The following is a 22,768-nucleotide window of genomic DNA, read 5'->3' as shown; positions in this document are numbered from 1 at the left end:
GCTCGCCCGACGGCGAAAGGGCCTCCTCGTGACACGGCCCTGGCGCGTCACCGTCGTCGGCAGCGGCCCGCGCGGACTCATGGTGATCGAGAGGCTCGCCGCGCGGCTCGCCGGACAGCCCGCCGGGCGGCCGGTGGAGCTGTGCCTGATCGACGAGGTGGAGGTGGGCTGCGGCCGCATCTACCGCACCGACCAACCGGCGTGGCTCCTGATGAACACCCCGGCCGGCATGATCACCGCCTTCTCGGGGCCACCCGACGACGGGCCCGCAAGGGCCGGAGCCGGTCCCGCGTTCGCCGAGTGGTGGTCCGCCGGACCGCCCGGCTACCCGGGCCCGGAGGGTTATGCGCCCCGCGCGATCTACGGCCGCTACCTGCGCTTCGCACTGGACGCCGTGGCGCGGGGCCTGCCGCCGCAAGTCCGGCTGCACCGCGTCCACTCGTCCGTCCGGGACCTGAGGCCGGCCGGGGGCGGGTACCAGCTCGTACTGGCGGACGGGGCACGGTGGGAGTCGGATCGGGTGGTCCTGACCACCGGCCATCCGAGGCCTCCGGCACAGGGCGCGCGGACGGACCTCGCGCGGGCCGCAGCCCGCCGTCCCGGACTCCGCCACATCAAGGGCGACTCCCCCGCCGACATGCCGCTCGACGCCCTCCCGGCGGGCGCCGCCGTCGGCGTGCTGGGGCTCGGTCTGTCCTTCTTCGACATCATGGCCGCCTGCACCGTCGGCCGCGGTGGACATTTCACCAAGGGCGCCGGCGGCGACCTGCGGTACCACCCGAGCGGTGCCGAGCCCGTGCTGGTGGCCGGCTCCCGCGGCGGCCTCCCTCTGATGGCCAAGGGCGACAACCGCAGGCCGCCCGGCTTCAGCCACCGGCCGGTCCTGTTCACCCCGCAGCGCGTCCGGGACCACGCCTCCGGACCGCTGCTGGACTTCAGGACCGACGTCCTGCCCTGGCTGACGGCCGAGGTCGAACTCGTCTACCACGGCACCGCGCTGCGGCAGGCCCGAGGGGAGCGGGCGGCGTCCGTCTTCACCGACGAGGTGATCCGGTCCGCGGCCGGCAGCGTCCCGGACGTCCGCTCGACCGCGGCCCGGCACGGTGCGCCCGAGCTGCCCCCGGTCGACCTGGAGGCGCTGGCCCGGCCCTTCGCCGGACTCGATTTCGACGGTCCGAAGGCGTTCGACGACCACCTGGTCGAGGTGCTCCGCACCGGCGTCCGGGAGGCCGAGCGGGGCAACGTGGACTCGCCGCTGATGGCGGCGCTCGACGTGGTCCGGGACACCCGCTGGGTGCTTCGCGCGTGCGTCGACTTCGGCGCTCTGCACCCTGCCGCGCACCGGGACGATTTCCTGGGCCGCTTCATCCCGTCCTCCAACGTGCTGCTGGCCGGGCCGCCTCCCCTCCGCATACGGCAGCTGCTGGCCCTGATGGCGCGCGGACTGGTGCGTGTGGTGGGCCCGGAGGCGAGCGCCGCGGCCGATCCCGGCAGCGGCCGGTTCGCCATGTTCTCGCCGCGCGTCGCGGGATCGCGTGTCCTGGTGGACACCGTCGTCGACGCCAGGGTTCCCGGCACGGACCTCGGGCGAGATCCGGCCGAGCTGACCCGGAACCTGCGGGCACGCGGTCTGTGGACCGAGTTCGTCCATCGCGCCGGCGACGACACGTTCGCCACCGGCGGAGTAGCGGTCACCACTGCGCCGTTCCACCCCCTGAGCCGTGAGGGGGTCCCGGACGCCGGACTGTACGTCCTCGGCATTCCGACGGAGAACACCCGCTGGTTCACCCAGGTCGGGTTCGCCCGGCCCGGGCCCTGGGGCGACTTCATCCGGGACGCCGACGCCATCGCGGCGCACGCCCTCGACGGCTGAGCGGTCCCTCCGGTCACTGCAGCGGTGTGCTGCCCCGCTCTCGCCACGGCCGGCGGGTCGGGGCGGCGGGGACCCGCCGACCGGCGGATCCGGGTCACTACGTCCTCAGCGGGCCGTCGCCCCCTGGCCGGCACCACGCCCTTCGAGTGACGTCCCGGCATCGCCGGGCATCCACACGTCCTCCACACCGAGCTGGTCCGGGTGGTATTTGCCGAGCGCACTGATCAGTAACCGTAGTTCGAGGGACAGACACCCGACCAAGTTCTTCAGGCCCGCCTCGGGATCCTCGTCCGCGGCCAGCAGCGCCGCTCGGCCGAGACCGACCGCACGGGCGCCCAGCGCCAGGCTCTTGACCACGCGCACGCCCTCCCACATCCCGCTGCTGACCAGCAGGCTGCGGGGGTGCCCCACGATCCGGCGCAGGCATTCGGCCAGTGGCAGGCCGACGTGGTCGAGGAAGGCCGTCGGCGCCCAGCCGGTGCCGCCGGCCTGGCCGTCCACGGTCACCGCGTGCGCCCCCGCCTGCCAGGCCGTCTCGGCGGCCGGTGCCACGTCCCGGGCCGGCGGCAGCTTGACCCAGGTACGGGCACGCGGATAGTTGTTCCGCATCATCCGTACCTGCTGCCGCAGGATCTCCCGAGTGAAGGTGCCCGGGGTACCGCACCGAAGCACCTCGTCACCGCCCGGGAGACGGATCAGCGTGTACTGTCCGGCGAGCCGCGCGGCCCGCGCACGCCCGAGCACGGTCATGCCGCCGAGTCCCGGCTTGGCGCCCTGACCCGCTTTGAGCTCGAAGGCGAGGCGACCGGTTTCGACCAGCGGCTGGACCGCGGGGTCGCTGTAGACGAGGTTCCACACCTCGGAGTCGGCATCCTCGGTACTCTGCTGCACGACGATCCCTCCCTCGTCGTGGCGTGCCGCCTCGACGTAGGCGTGGACGCGGCGCAGCAGACTGTCACCTTCGTGCCCGGCGCGGCCGTAGCCGTTGACCGGCACGATGTTCTCGCCGATCACCATGGGGATGCCCAGACGGCCGGCCTGGCGGCTCACCGCGACACCGAGATCGGTGGCCGCCGCCCTCGTCGAGCCGAACGCCGAGACGTACACCGGCAGCGTCGACCGCAGCCCGCCGATGTCCGTGTCGAGGCGGACGTCGTCGTGGACCGGCTCCCGTCCCAGCTCCAGAAGCTTCTCCCATCGGAACGGGGTGAAGACGGGCGGTACGAGACGCATCCGGTCCAGCTCGTCACCGGCGAGGGAGCCGCCGCCGAACAGCGTGCTTCCGTACTCCTCGACGGCCGGGAACGCGGCGCGCGGCCCGCGGCGTGCTCGGTCCCGGACCTGCGCCTCGGGGAAGCCGGGAGCTCGTAGGGTCACGGCGACACCACTCCGGGAAGCTTCGGGTAGGCCGTGGCCTGCCAGATCGCGTCCAGGCCGGCGATGTAGCGGGTCAGCCGCTGGGCGCCGATGCCGAATCCGGCGCTGGCGGGAATGCCGTCCCGGGCCATCTCGACGTACCAGGCGTACTTGGCCGGGTTCTCACCGGTCTCCCGCATCCGGGAGATGAGGTCCGCGTACCGGAATTCCCGTTCGCTGCCGCTGGCCAGCTCTCCGAAGCCCTCCGGGGCCAGCAGGTCGAAGTTGCGCAGCCGGCCCGGGTCGGCCGGGTCCTCACGGTCGTAGAAACCGCGCGAGCCCTTGGGGTAGTCGGTCACGAAGAACGGGCGGCTCGCCTTCCGCGACAACTGCTCCTCCGCCTCCCAGTTGATCTCCGCGTCCGGGCTCTGCGGCACGCCGAGCCGGTGCAGGTCGGCGACGGCGTCCGTGTGCGTGACACGGTCGAAGGGGCCGGAGGACAGGTCGACGAAGGCGTCAGCGGTCCGTCCGAGCGCCGCCATCTCCGCGCCGGCCCGTCCGAGCGCCCCGCGTACCGCGTGCCGGACGATGTCCTCGGCGACCGCCATGGCGTCCTCCCGGGAGGCACCGGCGATCTCCACGTCGATCTGGTGAAACTCCGTCAGATGGCGATGGGTCGCGGACGTCTCCGGCGGCTCCAGACGGACGTTGGGCGCGATGTAGAAAATCCTGTCGAAAGTCAGCAGCGCGGCCTGCTTGTACAGGATGGCACTGGTCATCAGCTTGTACTTGTGGCCGTAGTAGTCGATGTCGACCTGCTTGGCTCCCCGGCTTCCGGGGTCGGTCACGGGGCCGATGACCGGAGGCAGCAGCTCGGTGAAACCGCTCTCGCTCAGGTACTCGCGCACGGCCCTGAGAATCTCGTGCTGGATCACCAGTGCCGCCTTGGTGGCCGGCCGTTCCAGGTGTCCGCGCGGGCTGTCCGGCAGCTCGGTCATGGGAACTCCGTTCCTTTCGGTTCGCGGGCCGGGCATCCGCTCGCGTGGGCGAGCGCGTCGAACTTCCGCTGTATGTAGGTGAGTGAGGTGAGCAGGCCGTCGGAGGTGAGCGCGTGGCGCCGGCCCGCGACCGCGGACGAGGGGATGGGCATCGTGCCCACGCTCGTCCAGCGCAGCCGGCCGCCGGTGTCGATGTAGCTGCCGCTGTCGCCTCTGTTGTCGGGATGCAGGCAGTACGGCACATCGAGCAAGCCGCGGGCGAAGGCCCCGACCAGGGCCTGACCGATGTCCTCGTGCAGTTCGAGGACGCGCTCGACCAACTGCCGGGCCTCGGCCAGCACCTCGTTGTCCCCGTCGTCCCTCCCGGTGTCGGGCACGCGGGCCGACGTGCGCGCCATGAGCGAGGCGATCTCCAGCGCCTCGACGTTCTCCGCCACCGACGGCAGCCGGTGCGCCTCGTATGCGGTCTTGACGATCAGCCGTGCCGCGCCGGTCCGCACCGCCAGTGCCGCCGCCTCCTCCAGCAGCAGCAGCGCTCCCCGCCGGGTACGGGGGTAGACGCCCATGTAGGCGTACAGGACGACGTGCCAGTCGGCATCGGGGAGCAGTTCGGCGGCCAGGGCCCGCAGCGCGCGGATGGCCTGCCCGTCCTGCTCGGCGTCGGTCTGCTGGGCGTAGCTCAAGGACAGGCTGCGCAGGCCCAGCTGACGGAAGAAGAGCGCTTCGAGGACGCTGATCGCCACCAGCAGGCTCGGCGGGCACAGCTGGCCCATCACACAGCCGCCGAAGGTCTCCAGGTGCGGCTCCGCCCCACGCAGGCGGACCTCGGTGAGGAGTTCGCAGCTCTCCCGCCAGTTCCTGACGGACTCGCGCAGCGGTGTCCTGCCGTACGGCAGGCAGTAGGAGACCGGGCCGCCCTCGGTGGCATCCAGCCCGGAGCGGGTGAGCGCTCTGACGATGGCCTGCGGGCGGGCCGAGCCGTGCCGCACCTGGACCGGGAAGTCAGGCCCGAGCACGCCGCCCAGGACGGCGCGGTTCGTGGCTGCGGGATGCGTGGCGATCGGGTACCCGTTGAGCGGCCGGCCGTCGTCCAGGGCTCGCCGTGCCGCCGTGTGCAGGCCGACCCGGGTGAAGCTGTCGATGGTCAGGGTCCCGACGGTGGTCGCCGCCGCCTCGCGGACGGCGAGGAGGCCCGACCGCATGGCCGCCGGGTCGGCGAAGCCCATGCGGGGCTGGACCACCAGGTGCCCGTCCCGCTCGGCCTGTGCGACGTAGGCGCCGAACGCGTTCTTCGGTGCTGGGGTCAACGCGTGGCCTTCATGGACATCGACGCCACGAAGTCGCGGAAGGGGCCGAGCCCGTCGGAGTCGGTGACGACGAGGTCGAAGCCCGCCGCACGCAGCCGTTCCGACTCGGCCGCCTGGTCCTCCACGCCGGTGCCGAGCTTGCCACCGATGACCAACGGTGTGCGGGACAGTTCAGCGCTGCCTCGGACCAGCCGGCCGATCACGGCGCCTTCGCTGAAACCGAGTCCGTTGACGCTGCTGACGACGACCAGGTCCGGCGCGATTTCCCGGCAGCGTCGCAGCAGCAGTTCGTGGGGAACGCACGGTCCGAGGTTGGTCACCATGTGCCCCCACTCCCGCAGCAGCAGCTCCAGATAGGTCAGGTTCCAGGTGTGGGAGTCGGATGCCGTTGCTGTGAGAACCACGTTGAGTCGTTGCATCGATTCCCTCCCGAGAGCTGGGTGGCTCGCGGCACACCGAGTGCTTGCCCGGCCAACGCGACGACTCTATGAGACGGGGTCGGTCCGAACCGGCAGTGCCGACGGCAACTGATCGGCGGGAGCGGCGGGCAGGTCGCGGTGCCGGCGGACAGGGCTGAACACCAGGATGAGACTGGTCAGCGCGAAAGCGCTCGCCGTCACCCAGACCGTGGTGCGCAGTCCGAACGCCGTGCTCATCACACCCCCGAGCACCGCGCCGACCGGGATCGCGCCGTAGTTGAGGAACTGCATGCTGACGACGACTCGGCCGAGCATTGGCCGGGGGCAGTACGACTGACGGAAGCTGCCCTTGATGACGTTGCCGACCATCACGCCCATCGAGATCATCAGCCCTCCCACCACCACGAGGAGGAGCCCGAACCCCGGGCCGCCCATCGGGATCAGCAGCGCGAACGGCATTGCCGTCTGGCCGATCAGCAGGCCTTGTGCGCTGCCGAACCGGCGGATGACCCACGGGGCGACGGCTGCCCCCAGCACACCGCCGACGCTGATCCCGGCCATCGCGGCACCTGCCGCGCCGGCACCGACCCCCAGCTCACGTACGAGGAACACCACCAGTACGGCCGTGAACCCGTTGAGCGCCAGATTGGCAGCCGCTCCGTACAGGGTGAAGACGCGCAGGTAACGGTCGCGGATGACGAAGCGCAGTCCTTCGGCGATCTCCTGGCGCAGCCCGCTGTTGCTCCGCGTGGAGGCAGTCCGCCGTTTCTCCTCCTGTTTGATGGAGAGCAGGCAGACCGAGGACACCAGGAAGGACAGCGCGTCGGCGAACAGTCCCCACACCGCCCCGACCGTCTGTGTGATCAGTCCTCCGAGACCGGGACCGGCGATGTCCGCGGCGGCGGCGCTGCCTTGCAGCTTGGCGTTGCCCTCGGCCAGATCGTCCTGGCCGACCAGCGAGGGCAGGTAGACCTGGTAAGCGGTTTCGAAGAACACGGCCGCGGTGCCCGCTGCCAGAGCGACGAGCATCATCTGCCCGAAGGTCAGCACGTCCAGCCAGGCCGCGACCGGCACGCTCAGAAAGCTGATCAGCGACACTCCGTTGCACACCAGCATCACCCGGCGGCTGGGCAGACGGTCGACCCAGGCCCCGGCCGGCAGGCCGACCAGCAGCCAGGGCAGCCAGGTCATCGCGGCCAGCACACTCACCATGAAAGTACTGGCGTCCAGGGTGACCAGCGCCACCAGCGGGATGGCGATGCGGGACACGCTGCTGCCGAGCTTGCTCGTCGTCTCACCGATCCAGAGCAGCCGGAAATCCCGATGCCGCAGGAGTCCACCACGGGCTCCTCGCCGCTTCGTTCCACCGGCGTCGACGCTCTCGTCGGTCATGCTTCCTCCAGTCGCCCGTTCACCGCGGAGGCCCTTGACGGATGAGCGCACCACACGCTCCGACGGTCCGTCCTCAGACGTTGGCCGGCAGGCGGGCCGCGATCTCCTCCACGACCTCCTCCCGCCCCTCGTAAGGGAATTCCTCCCGGGGCCAGTGAACCACCATGTCGGTGAAGCCGATGCCCGCGTAGAGCTCCGCGGCGTCGAAGAAGGCGTCGGCCGACTCCATGGTGCCGTCCACCATTCCCCCGGTGAGCAGCACCCGGTCGATGGTGGCCGGATCACGTCCCGCTGCCTCGCAGGCACGGTCCAGTGCCTCCGTCTGCTTGCGGAACAGCGGGAGCAGGTCCTCGTAGGGCTGCCGGTCGAAGTTGCCGGCCTCCCCGGCGGTCACCCACAGATCTCCGTACTCCGCAGCCAGCCGCATACCGCGTGGTCCGGTCGCCGCGACGGCGAACGGCAGCCGGGGCCGCTGCACGCAGCCCGGGTGCATGTGCACCTCGTGCGCGCTGAACCAGGTGCCCTGGTGGGACGTCGTGGGCGAACGCAACAGGCGGTCGGTCAGTGCCACGAACTCGGCGAACCGCTCCGCGCGTTCCCCGGGACTCGGCGACTCCCCGCCCATCGCCTCGTCGTCGAAGACACCGGCGCCCGCGCCCAGCCCAGCCACGATCCGTCCCTCCGACAGGTCGTCCAGGGCCATGAGTTCCTTGGCGAACGTGACCGGGTGGCGGAAGGTCGGACCGGCCACCATCGTGCCCAACCGGATGCGCGAGGTGGCCGAGGCGGCAGCGGCGAGCGTGGGGACGGCCCCGAACCAGTCCTTCTCGCGCAGCCATCGCCACATCAGGTGATCGTAGGTCCATGCGTGGTCGAAGCCGAGATCCTCGGCTCGTTCCCAGCGCCGCCGGGCCGCGGCCCAGCGCCGGTCGGGGAGGATCAGCACGCCGTATCGCATCGGGTCACATCCCTGTCAGACGAACTGCGGTCGCAGGTCCAAGTCGCTGGGGTCCATCCCGGCGGCGAGTTCGGCCACCCGCAGCATGGTCCCGGTCAGGTCGCGCTCGATGTCGAAGACCTCCTCACCGCGCAGTTCCGCGGGCCGCTCCTCCTCGTCCCCGGGCGCTGTCAGACCGTGCTCGGCCAGGTCGAGCGTCACCGCCTCCAGACGGCGCAGCAGCTGCGGAACGGCTCTGTCCGCACAGTCGGGTGACCGCGCGGTCAGGAAGTAGGTGTCGAACAGGGTGCCGAGCAGCTCGGGGGACAAGGTGCCGTAGGACGGCGCTTCCTGGAGCAGCGAGCCGCCGGCCGGCACCAGCTTGGCGGCGACCCCCGCGTGGATGTGCCGGTACAGCTCGACGGTACGGCGCAGGGTGACCGCTTCGTCCGTGCTGCCAGACCATTCCGGGCGGCGGCCGCGGAAGACCTGGCGGACGGCCGCGAAGTCGGGTGCCCAGGTGCCGCTGAAGCCCGGGTGCGCAAGGAACATCGAGGGCCGGATCAGCGACTCGTAGACGTCGCGCGAGCAGGAGGCGGTGTAGAGCAGCATCGAACAGTAGCCCCGCACGTACGCGGTCATCGCGGCGATGGCCCAGGCCTGCCGGCGACCGTGGGTGAGAGCCGCGGTCCGCATCTCCTGGAGGATCAGGCGCCACAGCACGAAGGAGATCTGGTGGCCGGTGATCCAGCGGAACCAGTAGACCCTGGGATGTACCGTCTGCTGGGCGGCGAGGGTACCCACCGGCTGAGGAGCCTTTCCGTGCGCCAGCAGGATGGGGCAGAACGCCGTCGCTCCGGGGCCCGGCTCGGTGTCGAGGCGGAGCCGCTCGACCTCCTCGTCGGGTGCGGCTGCCGGGGGCAGGATCAGTGGTTCGATGCCGTAGGGCCCGTCGGAGAAGGTCCAGCCCTCGGGAGCGGACAGCTTGGCGGCCATCGCTTCAAAGGTGGTGTTCATGAACCGTCCGGCACATAGGTGAACTCGAACTCGAGGCCGTTGACGTCGTAGGTGTAGAAGCTCTGCACACCGTCCGCGTCGATCACGATCTCGCTCGGCTGGTCCGGGCGGGCGAAGCGGTAGCGGCCGGAGTCGTACAGCTCCACCCAGTGCCTGCGCAGCCGCTGGAGCTCCTCGGGCGAGTCCACCGCCAGGCAAGTGTGCTGAAACTGAACGGTGTTGCCGCCGGGCAGCCGGTCATCCTGACCGGACCGCTCGAACAGGTGGAACCGAGTGTCCCCGACGAGAACCTCGGTGAGCCGGGTGATCCCGGGCAGCCGGCTGAGCGTCAGCTCCGAGAACTTCTCCAGGGTCCAGGTCTCCCGGGCCCCGAGATAGTCGGCGTACCAGGCCAGGCAGTTGTCCAGATCAGCGGTCTGGACGCCGATGTGATGGTGGACCGTCATTGATGCATCCCGTCGTCTCGCCCGATTCGTGGAGCGGTGTGCCGGACCGGCGGCCGAAACCCTCCTGAAAGGGTGCCGGCCGCCCCGTCGGCCCGCTTCGCCGGTAGGAACTGCCCCGCTATCGGGCACGCCCTACTTCTCGATGCGCTCCAGGTTCGTGTGGCGGTAGAGGTCCGCCACCTTCTTGACGATCCGCTCGTCATTGCTCAGCCGGGCGATCTCCTGCATGGTGCTCCAGACGAAGTTCGCCCCGCCGTCCTTTCGGTAGTGCTTCTTGATGACGAGGCCGAGGACATCCATGATGTTCTCCTCGTCGATGATTCCGGAGAGTGCGTGAAGGCCTTCGCGCTCGCCTTCGGTCAGCTCCGGACGAACGCAGAGATTCGACTGCGGAATCCCACCGGACAGCTCGTGGTCGAACTTGAAGAGGTCCTTGACGTCGGCGACGTCGGCCACATCGATCAGCAGGTGGACGCGGCGGGTCTCACCGATGACGCCCGCGCTGTGCGGCTTGGTGACGTCGATGAACCAGACCTCTCCCTCCTTCATCCGGTAGACCGAGTCCGATTCGTTGAACATTGCGTCCTCGCCGGTGGAGAGCACGATGTGCACCCGGTGCGCGATCCGCTCCTTGGAGACCTCGTCGGACAGTTCCACGTAGTCGCAGTGCGGAACCAGCACGCTCTTGCTCAAGGCGATCAGGCGGACGAACGTGATGTGTTCGGTCGCGAAGTGCGTGCGGATCAGTTCCTGCACGTAGGGCAGGCGGTCGCCGTCGGCCGTGAATTCGGCCGGCGTGGACGGGTCGAACTGCGAGAGCAGACTGCCTTCACCACCGCCCGGCGCCATCAGCATCGCGCTCTTCCACGGGCGGCCGCAGACGAACTCGTCGTACGGCTCGGCGAAGTTGATGCCGAAAGTCGCCTCCAGGTCCTCCGACAGCCGCGTCCGGTCGAGGTCGAGCTTTCCGATCAACTGCGTACGCATGACTCACTCCTTGACTCGTTCACGGACCCAGAGAGATGCGATCACCCTGCCGCAGCCGTGCGGCGCCGACGGTGAATCGCCCAGGAGAAAAGCGAGGAATCGCGCTGCCCGGATGTCGGCAACTCACCTCTGTGACGGAAACCTTATGAGGCCTTCCTCGCATCGACGGGCAGCATCGGAGGCAAGCCGGAGGCAGCTGCCGCGCCCTCTGATCCGTGTGCAGCTGACCCGGTGTGCAGCGCCGACGCGACGAGCCCGGACCGTCGGCGATCGACGGACCGGGCCCTGAGGCGTCGTAAGGGAGGCGGTCAGCCGGTGACCGGGGCGGTGCCCGAATCCGCGCGCAGCACGCGCCGGAGCCCGAGTGCGGGCCCGGCCTGGGGGGCGCGCTCCATCCGTTCGGCGAGACCGGCCGGGGTCGGGGACGCGAACACGTCGGCGACGGAGAGCTTCACGCCCAGCCGACTGCGAATGCGCGCCACCAGACGGGCCGCGTGCAGCGAGTGCCCGCCCAGCTGGAAGAAGTCGTCGTCCGGCCCGGTCCCGGGGACTTCGAGCAGCTCGGCGAACAGGTCGCACAGCGCCTTCTCCCGCTCGGTGGCCGGCGCTCTGCCGTCCGCGCGCGCGGTGAAAACCGGTGCGGGCAGGGCCTTGCGGTCGAGCTTGCCGTTCGCGGTCATCGGCAGTGTCTCCAACGGCACGAGCGCGGACGGGACGAGATGGTCCGGCAGTGCGTGAGCGGCGGCCGACCTCAGTCGCTGCTCGTCGAAGACACCTTCCGGAGCGGTCACCACATAGGCGACCAGCCGCCACTCCCCCGGCCGCGCCTCGCGGGCCAGCACGGCGACCTGGGCGACCGACTCGTCGCGCGCCAGCACGGCCTCGACCTCGGCCGGCTCGACCCGGAAGCCGCGGATCTTGACCTGCTGGTCGGTACGGCCGATGTAGTCGAGCAGTCCGTCCGGGCGCCGCCGGGCCAGGTCTCCCGTCCGGTACATCCGGCTGCCCGGGGCGCCGTACGGATCGGCGACGAAGCGCTCCGCGCTCAGACCGGGCCGGCCCACGTAACCGTGTGCGATGCCGACGCCGGCCACATACAGCTCACCGATCACTCCGGTGGGAAGGAGGTCCAGGGCAGGACCGAGCACATAGGCCCGCTTGTTGGTGACCGGTACCCCGATCGGCAGGGCGGGTGCCGCCAGATCGGAGGGCGCGACGAGGTGGCAGGTGGTGAAGCCCATGCTCTCGGCGGGACCGTAGCCGTTGACCACCCGCAGGCCGGGATGCGTGCGCAGCGCCTTCGTCACATGCGCAACCGACGCAGGCTCGCCACCGGTCATCGCGAACCGCACGCCCCGAAAGGCCGCCGGATGCTCATCGATCAGGTGGTTGAACAGGCTTGCCGACAGTTGCAGCATCGTCACGCCGTGCACGCCCACGAGGTGTTCGATCTCGGCGGGCTCTGGGTTCTGCCCGGCCTGGAGGACGCAGGTCCCGCCGTGCAGCAGCGCTCCGAAGAGCTCCAGGGCGAAGGCGTCCCAGGAGACCGGGGAGCACTGGAGGTAGACCTCGTCCGGCCCGAAGGCGCAGTAGTCCTGCGCGATGTACGTCCCTACCAGGGCGACATGGGAGGTGGCGATGCCCTTCGGCCGCCCGGTCGAGCCCGATGTGAACATCACGCAGGCCACGTCCTGCGGCCGCACCTCCGTGTCGAGGTCGTCCGTCGGGCGGGCGGCGATGTCCACGCTCTCCTCGTCCAGGCAGCAGAGGGCCGCGATGGTCCGCAGACCGGCCCGGAGGGCCCCGGAGGTGACCACCAGGGTGATATCCGTCTCGTCGACGACGGACTGGATCCGCTCGGCAGGGAATTCCGGATCCAGCAGCGTGTAGCCGGCACCCGCCTTGAGCACCGCCAGCAGGGCCACGACCATCGCCGTCGTGCGCTCAAGGTGTACGCCGACCAGAGCTCCCGTGGCGACACCGTGTTCCACCAGGTGGTGGGCCAGCCGGTTGGCGCGGGCGTTCAGCTCCCGGTAGGTGAGGCGCTCCGCACCGGAAAGGAGTGCGACGGCGTCGGGGCGTGTCCGTGCCTGGACCTCAACCATGCGGTGCAGCCGGGGGTCGGTCGGCAGCGGGGCGGCCGTGCCGCTCCAGGCCTCCAGCTGCCGCCGTTCCTCGGTGGCCAGCAGTTCCACGCTGCTCAGCCGGGCTTCCGGCTCCCGCACCATCGTCTCGAGGACGCGCAGCAGCCGCGCGGTGAGCAGTGTGACGGTGTCGCGGTCGAACAGGTCGGTGGCGTACTCGAAGTGGCCCTTCATGCCGTCCCCGGTCTCCTCCAGGAACAGTGTGAGGTCGAATTTCGCCGTCGTGGTGGTCAGTTTCTCCGGCTTCGCGCGGACACCCGGCAGGTCGAGGGCTGCGTGCTCGTTGTTCTGCATCACGAGCATGGTCTGGAAGAGCGGCTGCCGGGCGGTCGACCGCACCGGGTTCTGCTGCTCGACCACCCGCTCGAACGGAACGCTCTGGTGCTCGAAGGCGGCGAGATCCGTCTCACGCACGCGTTCCAGCAGGTCGCGGAAGGTCGGGTTGCCAGTGAGGTCCGTGCGCAGGACCAGGGTGTTGACGAAGAACCCCACGAGGTCGTCCAGTTCCTCGTACTCCCGGCCGGCCACCACGGTCCCGATGGGCACATCGGTACCGGCTCCGAGTCGCGACAGGAGCGCGGCCAATCCCGCGTGCATCACCATGAACGGGGTCACACCGAGGCGTCGGCCCAGAGCGAGGAGTGCCCGGTACAGGTCTCCCCCGATCCGGACCGGAACCGATGCCCCCGAGAAGCTGGGCGTCTCCGGCCGCGGCCGGTCGGCCGGGAGGGCGATCTGCTCGGGCAGCCCGTCCAGTGTCCGCTTCCAGTGGTCGAGCTGCCTCGCGGCGAGGCTGTCCGGGTCCGTGTCGTCTCCGAGGACCTCCCTGTGCCACAGCGCGTAATCGGCGTACTGCACCGGCAGTTCGCGCCACTGCGGCCGCGCACCTGTGAGTCGGGCACGGTAGGCGTCCGACAGGTCGCTCATCAGCGGCCGGAGCGACCAGCCGTCGCAGACCGTGTGGTGAACGACCAGAAGCAGCACGTGCTCGTCGGCGGCGAGGCCGACCAGGTGCGCGCGGAGCAGGGGCCCGGTGCCGAGGTCGAAGACGTACGCGCCGCGTGCGGCCAGCACGTCGGGGAGGTCGCCTGGCGCGCAGTTGGTGCCGTGCAGCGGGATGCGTGCCTCGGCCGGGTCCAGCACCTGCTGGTGGACCTCGCCGTCCGTGTCCCCGAGGACGGTCCGCAGGGCCTCGTGACGTGCCACGACATCGTTGATCGCGTGCTCCAGGGCTTCGGCTTCGACGGCGCCGTGCAACCGGTACGCGTACAGGATGTTGTAGGACGCGTTGGGGCCCTGGATCCGGTCGACCATCCACAGGCGCTGCTGGGCCGGAGAGGGGGGCAGCGGGTCGGGTCGCGGCACGACCGGCCGCGGTGCGGACAGCGCCCGGACCGACTGCTGGATGTAGGCGTCGAGCACGGCGACCCGCGGCGCCCGGAAGACGGCCGAGAGATCGACTTCGATGCCGAACACCTTGCGGATGCGGCCGGCGACGCGGACGGCGAGAAGGGACTGCCCGCCCAGATCGAAGAAGTCGTCGTGCACACCGACGGTGTCGAGGCCGAGGACGTCGGCGAAGATGCCGCAGAGGATCTCCTGGGCCGGAGTACGGGGTTCGGACGCGCCGTTGTCCGGGGTGTCGGTGGTGACGTCCGCGACGGACACATCTGCTTCGGGCAGGAGTTCGAGGTGGCCGCCCGGTCGCCGACGGGCACGGTGACCGGTGGGCAGGGAGCCGGGTACGCCGAGGAGGCACGGCCTGCCCGCCGGGTCGAGGACGGTCAGGTGACTGCTGACGGTGGGGCGTACCCCGGGGTGGTCGCGGTGGAAGGCGGCGAGCACGGTCGCGCTGGGAAGGCCGCCGGTCAGATGGAGGCCTGTGAGGCCGCGGCCGTCGTCCGCCAGCTCGTCCAACCGGCCTGCGGGGACCACAAGGGTGCCCGACGGCACCTCGGGGACAGCGGTGAACAGCTCCTCTTCGCCCGGCAGACGGAGATCTGCGCCGGAGACGGGGGCGTCGGGAGTGGTGGCGAGGGCTTCCAGCACACGGACGAAGCGCCGGGCCAGGAGTTCGGCCGAATCGGCGTTCCACAGGTCTCGGGTGTAGTTGAGGAAGCCGCGGATCCCGGCTGCGCCTCCCTCGTGGTCGAAGGTCTCCGACAGGTCCAGATAGAGGTCGAATTTCGCGGAGTGGCCTTCGACTGTCTCCGCGGTCTCCATGCGCACGTTCAGTCCGGGGAAGTTCGGCTGCGCGCTGTCGTGGCTCTGCAGCGCCAGCATGGTCTGGAACAGCGGATGCCGTCCGGGCCTGCGGCGCGGCGCGACGGCCTGGACGATCGCGTCGAAGGGGGCGTCCTGGTGGTCGAAGGCTTCCAGATCGAAGGCGCGCACCCGGTCGATGAGCAGGCGCCAGGTGGGGTCACCGGAGAGGTCCGTCCGCAGCGGGACGGTGTTCACGAAGAAGCCGACGAGATCGGAGAGGGCTTCGTCGGAGCGGCCGGCGGTTCCGGTACCGATCGGTATGTCGTCGCCGGCGCCGAGGCGGTGCAGCAGGGCGGCAAGGGCGGTGTGGAGGACGATGAAGAGGCTCGCGCCGGCCTCCCGGGCAATGCGGCGCAGACCCGAGTGCAGTTCCGCGCGGATGTCGAGAGGGACGGATCCGCCCTGGTATCCGGGCTGCTCCGGGCGGGACCGGTCGACCGGCAGGGTGATCTCCGCCGGGATTCCTCCTAGCGCCGTCCGCCAGAAGTCCAGTTGCCCGGCGAGCAGGGACGCCGGGTCGTCGGCCGAGCCGAGGACCTCGCGCTGCCACACGGCGTAATCCGCGAACTGCGCCGGCAGCGGCTCCCATGCCGGTGCGGCGCCGTCGAGCCGGGCCGCGTAGGCGTGGGCCAGGTCTCGCATCAAGGGCCGGACCGACCAGCCGTCCACCACGATGTGGTGGAAGACCATGTGGAGGACGAACTCCTGCGGCCCGGTGCGGAACAGCTCCACACGCACGGGCGCCTCGCGCGTCAGGTCGAACACGTGGCGGCCGCTCGTCTCCAGCAGCTCCGCCCGGTCGGCGTCCGGCACGTCCACGACACGGAGCGCGCCCTCGGCGGGCGGCGGCCCGATCCGCTGGACCGGGGTGCCGTCCACGTCGGGGAAGCTTGTCCGCAGGATCTCGTGGCGCCCGATCACATCCGCGACCGCCGCGTCCAGGGCCGGGACGTCGAGCGGGCCGGAGACGGCGGCCCGTACGACGATGTTGTACGTCCACCCGGTGCGCTCGTACTGGCTGAGCACCCACAGTCGGTGCTGACCGAACGATACGGGGACCACGAATCGCCTCCAATGCGTAGGGAGCGGGCACCGCGCCATGAGGGTCGGAAGACGCACACTAGGCGTCGGTTCCCGGCACCGGCGGCAGCCTGAGGGGCAGAACCGAGGCGGCCCCCGTCAGTCGGTCCCGCCGCTGTCCGTGCGGTGCCTGACCACGCTCGTCAGGAAGGCGGCGAGGCGCCGCACTCCTTCCTCGATCTGCCCGGGATCGAGGTAGCTGCACGAGAGCCGCAACTGGTGATCGCCGGTGCGATCGAGATAGAACTGGCGCATCGGGGTCCACAGCACGCCGTGCTCGGCAGCGGAGACCTCCAGCAGCGCGGCGTCCACGGGAACGGGCAGCGTCATCCGGACGAAGAATCCGCCACGCGGGCGGTTCCAGTGGACTCCGGTGTGCGATCCGTCGCCGAGACGGCGGTCCAGCGCGTCGAGCAGACAGGTCAGGTTCCGCTGGTAGATCTCGGCCTTGTCGCGGCCCAGCGCAGCGACGGAACCGCCGTGTTCGAGCAGCATGCCTCCGATGACGGCCTGGCTCAGCGGGGAGGTGTTCACGGTGACCATGCTCTTCACCGCGGCCAGCTCGTCCGCGAGTACGGTCGTGCCGCTCGCGGAGCCGACGGGCTGATCGGCGATCACGTAGCCGACCCTCGCTCCTGGGAAGGCGACCTTGGCGAAGGTGCCGATGTGGACCACGCTCCGGGCGGAGTCCAGCGCCTTGAGCGGCGGCAGCCCTGCTCCGGATGCCGCGGTGAAGCCGTAGGCGTTGTCCTCGACGACGAGGAAGCCCTCGTGTCCGGCGAGGTCGAGGAGCCGGCGGCGGCACTCCAGTGACATGCGGGCCGCGCCCGGATTGGAGAAGTCGGGTGCGACGTACAGGGCGCGGACCGGCCGGCCGGCCGCACGGGAGGCACCGCACGCCCGGGCCAGGCTGTCGAGATCGATGCCGCCCTCCGTCTCGTCGACCGCGACCACCTCGACGTCCAGGAGCCGGGCCGCACCGATGATGCCGACGAAACAGGGGTGGGCGACCGCGAGCACGCCCTCCGCCGGCGACGGGAAGAGGGCGCGCAGCACGAGCAGCATCGCCTCCTGGGCGCCGACGGTCACCACCAGGGCGTTCGGAGTGACGTCGATCCCGTGGTCCCGGTGCAGGGCGTCGGCGATGATGCCGTTGATGATCCCCCGGCTCGGGCCGTACTCAAGGAGCAGTCGGCGCGCCTGCTTCGGGCTGCGCCCGCCGCGGACGAGGTGATCCGTGAACGCGCTGACGTACTTCTCGACGTCGAGGTCGTCCAGCGTGTCCGGATGCGGTGCGCCGGGCGCGAAGGAGATCGCTTCCGGGAAGTTGCCCATGACCTCGTTGAGGAACCCGATCGCACCGAGGACCGGGTCCTGCAACGAACCGTGCAGCGAGGAGGGGTGCAGTCTCATCGGTCCGAGCCGTCTACGTCCGGGCCCGCGAGCGCTGCCAGCGCTTCTCCACCTTGGCCAGGACGTCGTCGCTGTACGCCCTGGCCACCTGGGTGACCGCGAACTCGGCCAGGTACTCGCGGAAGGTGTCCAGCGGTTCCTCGGCGAGGTTCAGCATCCGCCGGTTCGCGCTCACCGCCGGTGCGCCCAGTTCGTGGACCGCGCGCTCGACGGCCGAGTCCATGTCCTCGGCGGGCACCACCTCGTCGCACACCAGACGGGCGTCGGGATCGCTCATCGCGATCCGGCGACCGCCGAGGATCACCTGCCGTGCGAAGCGCGCGCCGGTCAGCCGGGTGAGCCGCAGATTCCCGAGTCCGGGCACGATCCCCTCCTCCGCGGCGGGCAGGCTGACATAGGCGTTCTCCTCGGCGATGACCCGGTCCATGACGAGGAGGAGCTGCATACCGCCGCCGATGGCGAAGGTGTCCACGGCGGCGACCCAGGACTTCTGGATGACACGGTCGGCCCACAGACCGGCCGACGGATCGCTCAGCAGGCCGCGGAACATCTTGTTGATGTGGCCCAGTTCGCGGACCATCAGGAAGTCCACGAAGGAGATGTCGCCGTTGCGGAGGTCCTTGAGGTTGATGCCCGCGCTGAACACCCGTCTGCCCTGGTAGCGGGGGTGGTCGACCGCCCCGCCCCGCAGCACTCCGACGCGTACGGCGTCGTCGAGGAGCGCCAGGTCGACGGCTGTCTCAAGGTCGGCTGTCAGCTGATTGTCCTCGGCGTTGAGACAGTGCGCGTTGCGGAAGGTCACATGTGCGGCGTGTCCGCGACGCTCCAGCAGCACCGACTTCAGCTCGGCCCGCCCGGTTGCCCGGAATTCGTCCAGCATCTCCCGCGCGCGAGCCGTGGGCAGCAGCATCGCGTCCACGAGGTGAGGACCGGCGAGGGGCGAGCGCAGGACGGCTCCGCAGAAGATTCCCTGGTCGATCTCCCGGCCGTCCCGCTCCGCCTGGATGAACGCCCGGTCCGACTCCAGCAGCTCCCGGGTCGGGACCAGGCCGGAGAAGCGTTCCGCCGCGGCCTCCAGCAGTTCCGGAAGCCGCAGGTGGCGGGAGCGGCCGTCCGTCAGGACGTCGTAGACGGCGTCGGTGTGCCGCCCCAGGAAGCGGCGCCGCGCCGCCCTGGCCGCAGCGTGGGCGGCCGCGGCGGAGCGCTGCTGAGCGGCGTCGCGTTCGGGTCTGGGAGGCAGCCCGGCCAGTACCGCCTCGCCGAGGGCCACGTACTGGGCCAGGGCCGCTGTGTCGCTGTGGAGGGCGCCGTCGAAGCGCGGCGGCGGAACCGGCCGCACCGGGCCCGGGTCGGGTGTCTCACCGAAGGTCATGCCCGCGACCTCCCCGCCGGCTCCGGCGCGGTGGGCGCGCCGCTCTGGCGCAGGCGGCGCAACTCACGGTCGCAGGCGGCGAGGTGGAGGCCCAGCGCGTCGTCGTACTCGGCGGTCGCGGCCTCGAGCAGCAGCTGCCTGCGGACGGTGATCTCACGGCCCGACAACCGCCCGAGTCGCGCCGTCGCCGCGCGCACGGCCCCGTGCACATCGTCGTCGACCTGGTCGAGCAACCCGAGCTCACAGGCTCGCCGAGCGGACAGGGCGGCATCGCCCAGCACCAGCCGGCGGGCTTGTCCGAGTCCCAGGTGCCGCACCAGCCGGTACAGCGACATGCCCGGCCAGATGTGTCCGTCGTTGACCGGCAGCTCCAGTCGGAGGCCGGTGGCGCCGATCCGGACGTCGGTGGCGAGCAGGAGGTCCAGGGCCGGGCCTCGGCAGGTGCCGCGCGCGGCGACGACGGTGACCGCGGTGAGGCGCTCCAGCCTGCGGACCGCCCGCTCCCAGCGGTTCACCGCCTGGATGTCGATCGCGCCGGGCCAGTCGGGTGACGGCGTATGCCGTGGATCACCGAACTCCAGGATCACCGGGGCCGGTTCCGGGTGGCTCTCGGCCCGGTCGCACACCGAGTTGACGACACCGGTCAGCTCCGCCAGGGGTCGGGTGAGGTCGATCGTGGCCACCGGGCCGCTTCCGTACGACGGCTCCGCGAGCCGGGGTGTGGTTTGCACTGCGCCAGGGTTTCCTTTCGTCACCAGCGAACCAGGGCCATTTCGACAGTGGATCCGGGCCCCATGGTCATGAGGACACCGAAGTCCCCGGGTCTGACGCAGCCGTCGGCGATCAAGCGCTCGTAGGAGAACAGGAAGGAACCGCTGGAGAGGTTCCCGTGATCGCGGAGCACACCGGTCGTGTGCCGTACGTCATGACGCGTCAGTCCCAGGTTCAGACGCACCGAGTCGATGACCTTCTTCCCCCCGGAGTGCACCACCCAGTGGTTGATGTCGGAAGGCCGCAGACCCGTTCCCTCCAGCAGCCGGTCCAGCGACATTCCGGCGTGCGCGCCCACGACGTACGGCACCTCGGGATCCAGATAGAAGCTGTACTTGCCGTGGCTGTCGTCCCAGTCGTAGCGCATCGCGTCCACGGCCTCGGGGATGATGCAGCTGGAGAATCGCAGCAGTCCCGGTCCGGTCGCGCCGCCGGGCAGCGGCCGGCTCTCCTTCGCGGTCTGCGGGGCATCGCCGGGTGACAGCACCGCGACAGCCGCCGCACCGTCCCCGAACAGACTGTTGACCACGGACGACCGCATCGTTCCGTCGAAGACGTATACGGCCGAGCAGACCTCGACGCACACCATCAGCGCCAGCTCACCGGGGTGCGCATTCGCCCAGCCGGCCACCGCCGTCAGTGCGTTCAGGCCGGCATTGCAGCCCATGCCCACGACATCCAGGCGTGAGCAGTGCCGGTCGATGCCCAGATCCTTGATGAGCAGTGCCGAAAAGCCCGGGGTGAGCAGACCGGTCGTCGTGACGCAGCACAGGTAACGCACGTCCGCGAGCGTCGCGTTCGCGGCCTTCAGGCAGGCTTCCACCGCCTCCCGCCCCATGGACAGCCCGTGGGAGAGGTGCTTGCGCAGCAGATCCCCCTGGCTCTCCGTGCCTCTCGACCCTTCCGGGAGCAGCGGAGGAAGCGTCAGCCCGCGCCGTTCGATCGCGCTGTTCAGGAACACCGACCGTACCCGCGGATCAGTGATGTCGAACTCGTCCAGCAGTTCCTGCTGGGTGTACGTGGTGGTCGGCACCGCAGTTCCCACACCCGTGATCCTGGGTGCCGCCGTCTCAAGCAGTTTCACGCTCAACTCTTCCCGTAGATCGGCGTGTTGCGCACACTGCACCGTCGTCCGCCAACCGCCGTTCAGGCCCCGAGCGAAACCCTGGACTCCATGTCGGAGTACTCCGACCGGTACAGGTCGCGCACCAGGTTGAGCACCACGAAGCGCGTCGGCTCGCCCGGTACGGACTTGACACGGCGGATGAGTCCGCCCGCGTAGAGCGCGTGGATGACGCTCTGCGCGTCGGCTGTGGAGTCGCCCAGCAGACCGGCGGCGTCGGCCAGGGTCCAGGGCTGGGCAGAGGCCAGCCAGCGCAGCGCGTCGAACTCGCAGGTCAGGAGGGATTCGAGGGCGCGACGCAGCCATGCGATGAGCGGGTTGCTCTCTCCCGAGGGCGAGGCCGTCAGCCGGACCGGTGAGGTCTCGGCCATCTCCAGCAGTTCCGCCGGTTCGTAGATGAGCAGCCACGAGGCCGCCGAGTCGAGCGCCGCCGGTATCCCGTCGAGATACCAGCATATTCCGGCGATCGCGGTCAACGCCTCCGGGTGCGCCATGGCTTCCGGATGGAACTGGGCACAGCGCGACGTCATGTAGCGCACCGCGGGATAGTCATGGACGGCCGTGCTGTCCGTGCCCGGGCGGCTCAAGTCCGGCACGCCCAGGGGCGCCACGGAGAGCACCGACTCCCCGATCGAGTTCGCCGCGGTCTCGCAGGTCTCGTACAGCACCCGGAGCCCTTGGCACCACTGGACGAGCACGGTCAGGTCCTGGCGGTCCCGGTCGTCGAGGTCGCGCCCGTCCACGGTGAGCAGGACCTCGTTGCGGGCGAGGGTGCCGGCGACGTCGTCCAGGGTCGGTTCGCATCGGATCAGTTCGGCGACGCGCCGGATCAGCCCGCTCCACGCGACCGGGCGGCCGGCGGTCGAGTCGCTCGTCCGGTCCAGGCAGATCACCGGCACGAACTCCGTCCGGTGCAGGTCGCTGACCACTTTCCGGATCAGTGAACTCTTGCCCGTCCCGGGCATCCCCGCCACCTTGACCAGCCGGTGATCGGGCGATCGGAGCAGCCGGACCAGGGTGGCCGCCTCACGCTCACGAGCGATGAGCGGACCCAACGGCGCCTGCGGGGCGGGGAGTTCGTCGCGCAGAGCATGTCCGGGCACCAGGCCGGCCGCGGCTTCCAGCTCCACTCGTCGCGCTTTGCTCAGCCGCAGGGCGTCGGCCAGCAGTCGGATGGTCTGGGTACGCGGAGTTCCGGTGTACGCAAGTTCCAGGTCACGAATCGCTCGCACACTGATGGTAGAGAGTTCAGCGAGCTGTCTTTGAGTCATCCCGGCCCGCTTACGCGCATTACGCAAAATGAGACTGAATCGTGTGTTCGGCACCTGCCTGGCGCTCATGTGCCAGCTCCCCCATCCATCACGCTTGGCTCAATCGAAATGCGTTGTCACTCGACCTGAAATCGACGTGCCGCGTCCCCCTGTCTGTCGTATCACGTGCCATCCGGACTTTGAGGCGCATCGGCGATCAAGGATGCGACGCGATTCCCCGAAGCGCAATGAGGGCCGAGCATCAGCAGATCCACCTCTTGTCCAATGGTCCGCTCGGCGCTCCGGGTCTTTACCTCTCGCGGCTGGGTTCCAACCGCTTTGGACCACTTGTGCCGTGGCTCAACATCACAGCACACCACCGCGTCGGTTTCAAAGGGGTAACCATCGACCGTCCCACTCCCCAAGACGGCGGCACCCAAACTTCCGACCGCACCTGACGGCTCCGTAACTCACCGTACGTGCGGTTTGCGGCGGCACGTCGCACATTTCCATTTGCCGGCCCTAGCCTCGATCTTGCATGACGGTCCGCCGACGGAGTCGGTGGACCGTTTTCGTACCGTGGGCTGTGGCGGGGCAGGCTGAGGTCCCGAGTGTCGT

General features: G+C 70.2%; 16 protein-coding genes. 1 reads left to right on the top strand and 15 read right to left on the bottom strand.

Annotation, left to right across the window (positions count from 1 at the left end):
• Positions 1 to 28: 28 nt before the first annotated feature.
• The gene (locus AB0N63_RS31920; RefSeq protein WP_365534567.1) at positions 29 to 1,873 is read left to right on the top strand and encodes an FAD/NAD(P)-binding protein; all 1,845 of its coding nucleotides are present in this window, start codon (positions 29 to 31) and stop codon (positions 1,871 to 1,873) included.
• A 105-nt stretch (positions 1,874 to 1,978) separates the two neighbouring features.
• Here AB0N63_RS31920 and AB0N63_RS31915 read toward each other — a convergent pair whose 3' ends face one another.
• From AB0N63_RS31915 to AB0N63_RS31845, 15 genes are all read right to left on the bottom strand, one after another.
• Positions 1,979 to 3,250, bottom strand: a complete 1,272-nt coding sequence (locus AB0N63_RS31915; RefSeq protein WP_365534565.1) for a glutamate synthase-related protein — start codon at positions 3,248 to 3,250, stop codon at positions 1,979 to 1,981.
• Positions 3,247 to 4,227: an asparagine synthetase A gene (locus tag AB0N63_RS31910; RefSeq protein ID WP_365534563.1), complete on the bottom strand. Its 981-nt coding sequence runs from the start codon at positions 4,225 to 4,227 to the stop codon at positions 3,247 to 3,249. Before AB0N63_RS31910 ends, AB0N63_RS31915 begins: the two co-directional genes overlap by 4 nt.
• Positions 4,224 to 5,534, bottom strand: a complete 1,311-nt coding sequence (locus AB0N63_RS31905) for a methylaspartate mutase (protein WP_365534560.1) — start codon at positions 5,532 to 5,534, stop codon at positions 4,224 to 4,226. The genes AB0N63_RS31910 and AB0N63_RS31905 overlap by 4 nt, the downstream gene beginning before the upstream one ends.
• Positions 5,531 to 5,953, bottom strand: coding sequence for a cobalamin-dependent protein (locus tag AB0N63_RS31900; protein ID WP_365534557.1), 423 nt, complete (start codon positions 5,951 to 5,953; stop codon positions 5,531 to 5,533). Before AB0N63_RS31900 ends, AB0N63_RS31905 begins: the two co-directional genes overlap by 4 nt.
• Positions 5,954 to 6,019: 66 nt before the next feature.
• Complete coding sequence (locus tag AB0N63_RS31895; RefSeq protein WP_365534554.1) at positions 6,020 to 7,345, bottom strand: MFS transporter; 1,326 nt, start codon at positions 7,343 to 7,345, stop codon at positions 6,020 to 6,022.
• 73 nt (positions 7,346 to 7,418) lie between these two features.
• The gene (locus AB0N63_RS31890) at positions 7,419 to 8,303 is read right to left on the bottom strand and encodes an LLM class flavin-dependent oxidoreductase (RefSeq protein WP_365534552.1); all 885 of its coding nucleotides are present in this window, start codon (positions 8,301 to 8,303) and stop codon (positions 7,419 to 7,421) included.
• 15 nt (positions 8,304 to 8,318) lie between these two features.
• Positions 8,319 to 9,299 (bottom strand): hypothetical protein, encoded by a 981-nt coding sequence (locus AB0N63_RS31885; protein ID WP_365534551.1) that lies wholly within the window; start codon positions 9,297 to 9,299, stop codon positions 8,319 to 8,321.
• A complete protein-coding gene (locus AB0N63_RS31880; RefSeq protein ID WP_365534548.1) occupies positions 9,296 to 9,745 on the bottom strand; it encodes a VOC family protein in 450 nt (149 codons plus the stop codon). The genes AB0N63_RS31885 and AB0N63_RS31880 overlap by 4 nt, the downstream gene beginning before the upstream one ends.
• 132 nt (positions 9,746 to 9,877) lie before the next feature.
• Positions 9,878 to 10,732: an aspartyl/asparaginyl beta-hydroxylase domain-containing protein gene (locus tag AB0N63_RS31875; RefSeq protein ID WP_365534546.1), complete on the bottom strand. Its 855-nt coding sequence runs from the start codon at positions 10,730 to 10,732 to the stop codon at positions 9,878 to 9,880.
• Positions 10,733 to 11,040: 308 nt separating this feature from the next.
• Entirely contained in the window at positions 11,041 to 16,203 is a 5,163-nt protein-coding gene (locus AB0N63_RS31870; protein WP_365534544.1) for an amino acid adenylation domain-containing protein, read from the bottom strand.
• Between the two features lie 117 nt (positions 16,204 to 16,320).
• Complete coding sequence (locus AB0N63_RS31865) at positions 16,321 to 17,634, bottom strand: PLP-dependent aminotransferase family protein (protein WP_365534542.1); 1,314 nt, start codon at positions 17,632 to 17,634, stop codon at positions 16,321 to 16,323.
• Between the two features lie 13 nt (positions 17,635 to 17,647).
• Entirely contained in the window at positions 17,648 to 19,006 is a 1,359-nt protein-coding gene (gene dpgC, locus AB0N63_RS31860) for a (3,5-dihydroxyphenyl)acetyl-CoA 1,2-dioxygenase DpgC (protein WP_365534539.1), read from the bottom strand.
• Complete coding sequence (dpgB, locus tag AB0N63_RS31855; protein ID WP_365534537.1) at positions 19,003 to 19,737, bottom strand: enoyl-CoA-hydratase DpgB; 735 nt, start codon at positions 19,735 to 19,737, stop codon at positions 19,003 to 19,005. Before dpgB ends, dpgC begins: the two co-directional genes overlap by 4 nt.
• 20 nt (positions 19,738 to 19,757) lie before the next feature.
• Positions 19,758 to 20,867 carry a 3,5-dihydroxyphenylacetyl-CoA synthase DpgA gene (gene dpgA / locus AB0N63_RS31850; RefSeq protein WP_365534535.1) on the bottom strand — a complete coding sequence of 370 codons (1,110 nt, stop codon included), beginning with the start codon at positions 20,865 to 20,867 and terminating at the stop codon, positions 19,758 to 19,760.
• 56 nt (positions 20,868 to 20,923) lie between these two features.
• Positions 20,924 to 22,240, bottom strand: a complete 1,317-nt coding sequence (locus AB0N63_RS31845; protein WP_365534533.1) for a helix-turn-helix domain-containing protein — start codon at positions 22,238 to 22,240, stop codon at positions 20,924 to 20,926.
• Between the last annotated feature and the right edge of the window lie 528 nt (positions 22,241 to 22,768).

Source organism: Streptomyces sp. NPDC093260 (genome assembly GCF_040683715.1).
GTDB lineage: Bacteria > Actinomycetota > Actinomycetes > Streptomycetales > Streptomycetaceae > Streptomyces > Streptomyces sennicomposti.
Note: the sequence above shows the minus strand (reverse complement) of the source record. Positions and strands in the feature narration are given on the sequence as shown.

Excerpts from the sequence above, each read along its gene's own strand:
- AB0N63_RS31910 (WP_365534563.1), bottom strand. The coding sequence starts at position 4,227 with ATGACCGAGCTGCCGGACAGCCCGCGCGGACACCTGGAACGGCCGGCC.
- AB0N63_RS31865 (WP_365534542.1), bottom strand. The coding sequence starts at position 17,634 with ATGAGACTGCACCCCTCCTCGCTGCACGGTTCGTTGCAGGACCCGGTC.
- AB0N63_RS31885 (WP_365534551.1), bottom strand. The coding sequence starts at position 9,299 with ATGAACACCACCTTTGAAGCGATGGCCGCCAAGCTGTCCGCTCCCGAG.
- AB0N63_RS31875 (WP_365534546.1), bottom strand. The coding sequence starts at position 10,732 with ATGCGTACGCAGTTGATCGGAAAGCTCGACCTCGACCGGACGCGGCTG.
- AB0N63_RS31845 (WP_365534533.1), bottom strand. The coding sequence starts at position 22,240 with ATGAGCGCCAGGCAGGTGCCGAACACACGATTCAGTCTCATTTTGCGT.
- dpgC (WP_365534539.1), bottom strand. The coding sequence starts at position 19,006 with ATGACCTTCGGTGAGACACCCGACCCGGGCCCGGTGCGGCCGGTTCCG.
- AB0N63_RS31880 (WP_365534548.1), bottom strand. The coding sequence starts at position 9,745 with ATGACGGTCCACCATCACATCGGCGTCCAGACCGCTGATCTGGACAAC.
- AB0N63_RS31895 (WP_365534554.1), bottom strand. The coding sequence starts at position 7,345 with ATGACCGACGAGAGCGTCGACGCCGGTGGAACGAAGCGGCGAGGAGCC.
- AB0N63_RS31900 (WP_365534557.1), bottom strand. The coding sequence starts at position 5,953 with ATGCAACGACTCAACGTGGTTCTCACAGCAACGGCATCCGACTCCCAC.
- AB0N63_RS31890 (WP_365534552.1), bottom strand. The coding sequence starts at position 8,303 with ATGCGATACGGCGTGCTGATCCTCCCCGACCGGCGCTGGGCCGCGGCC.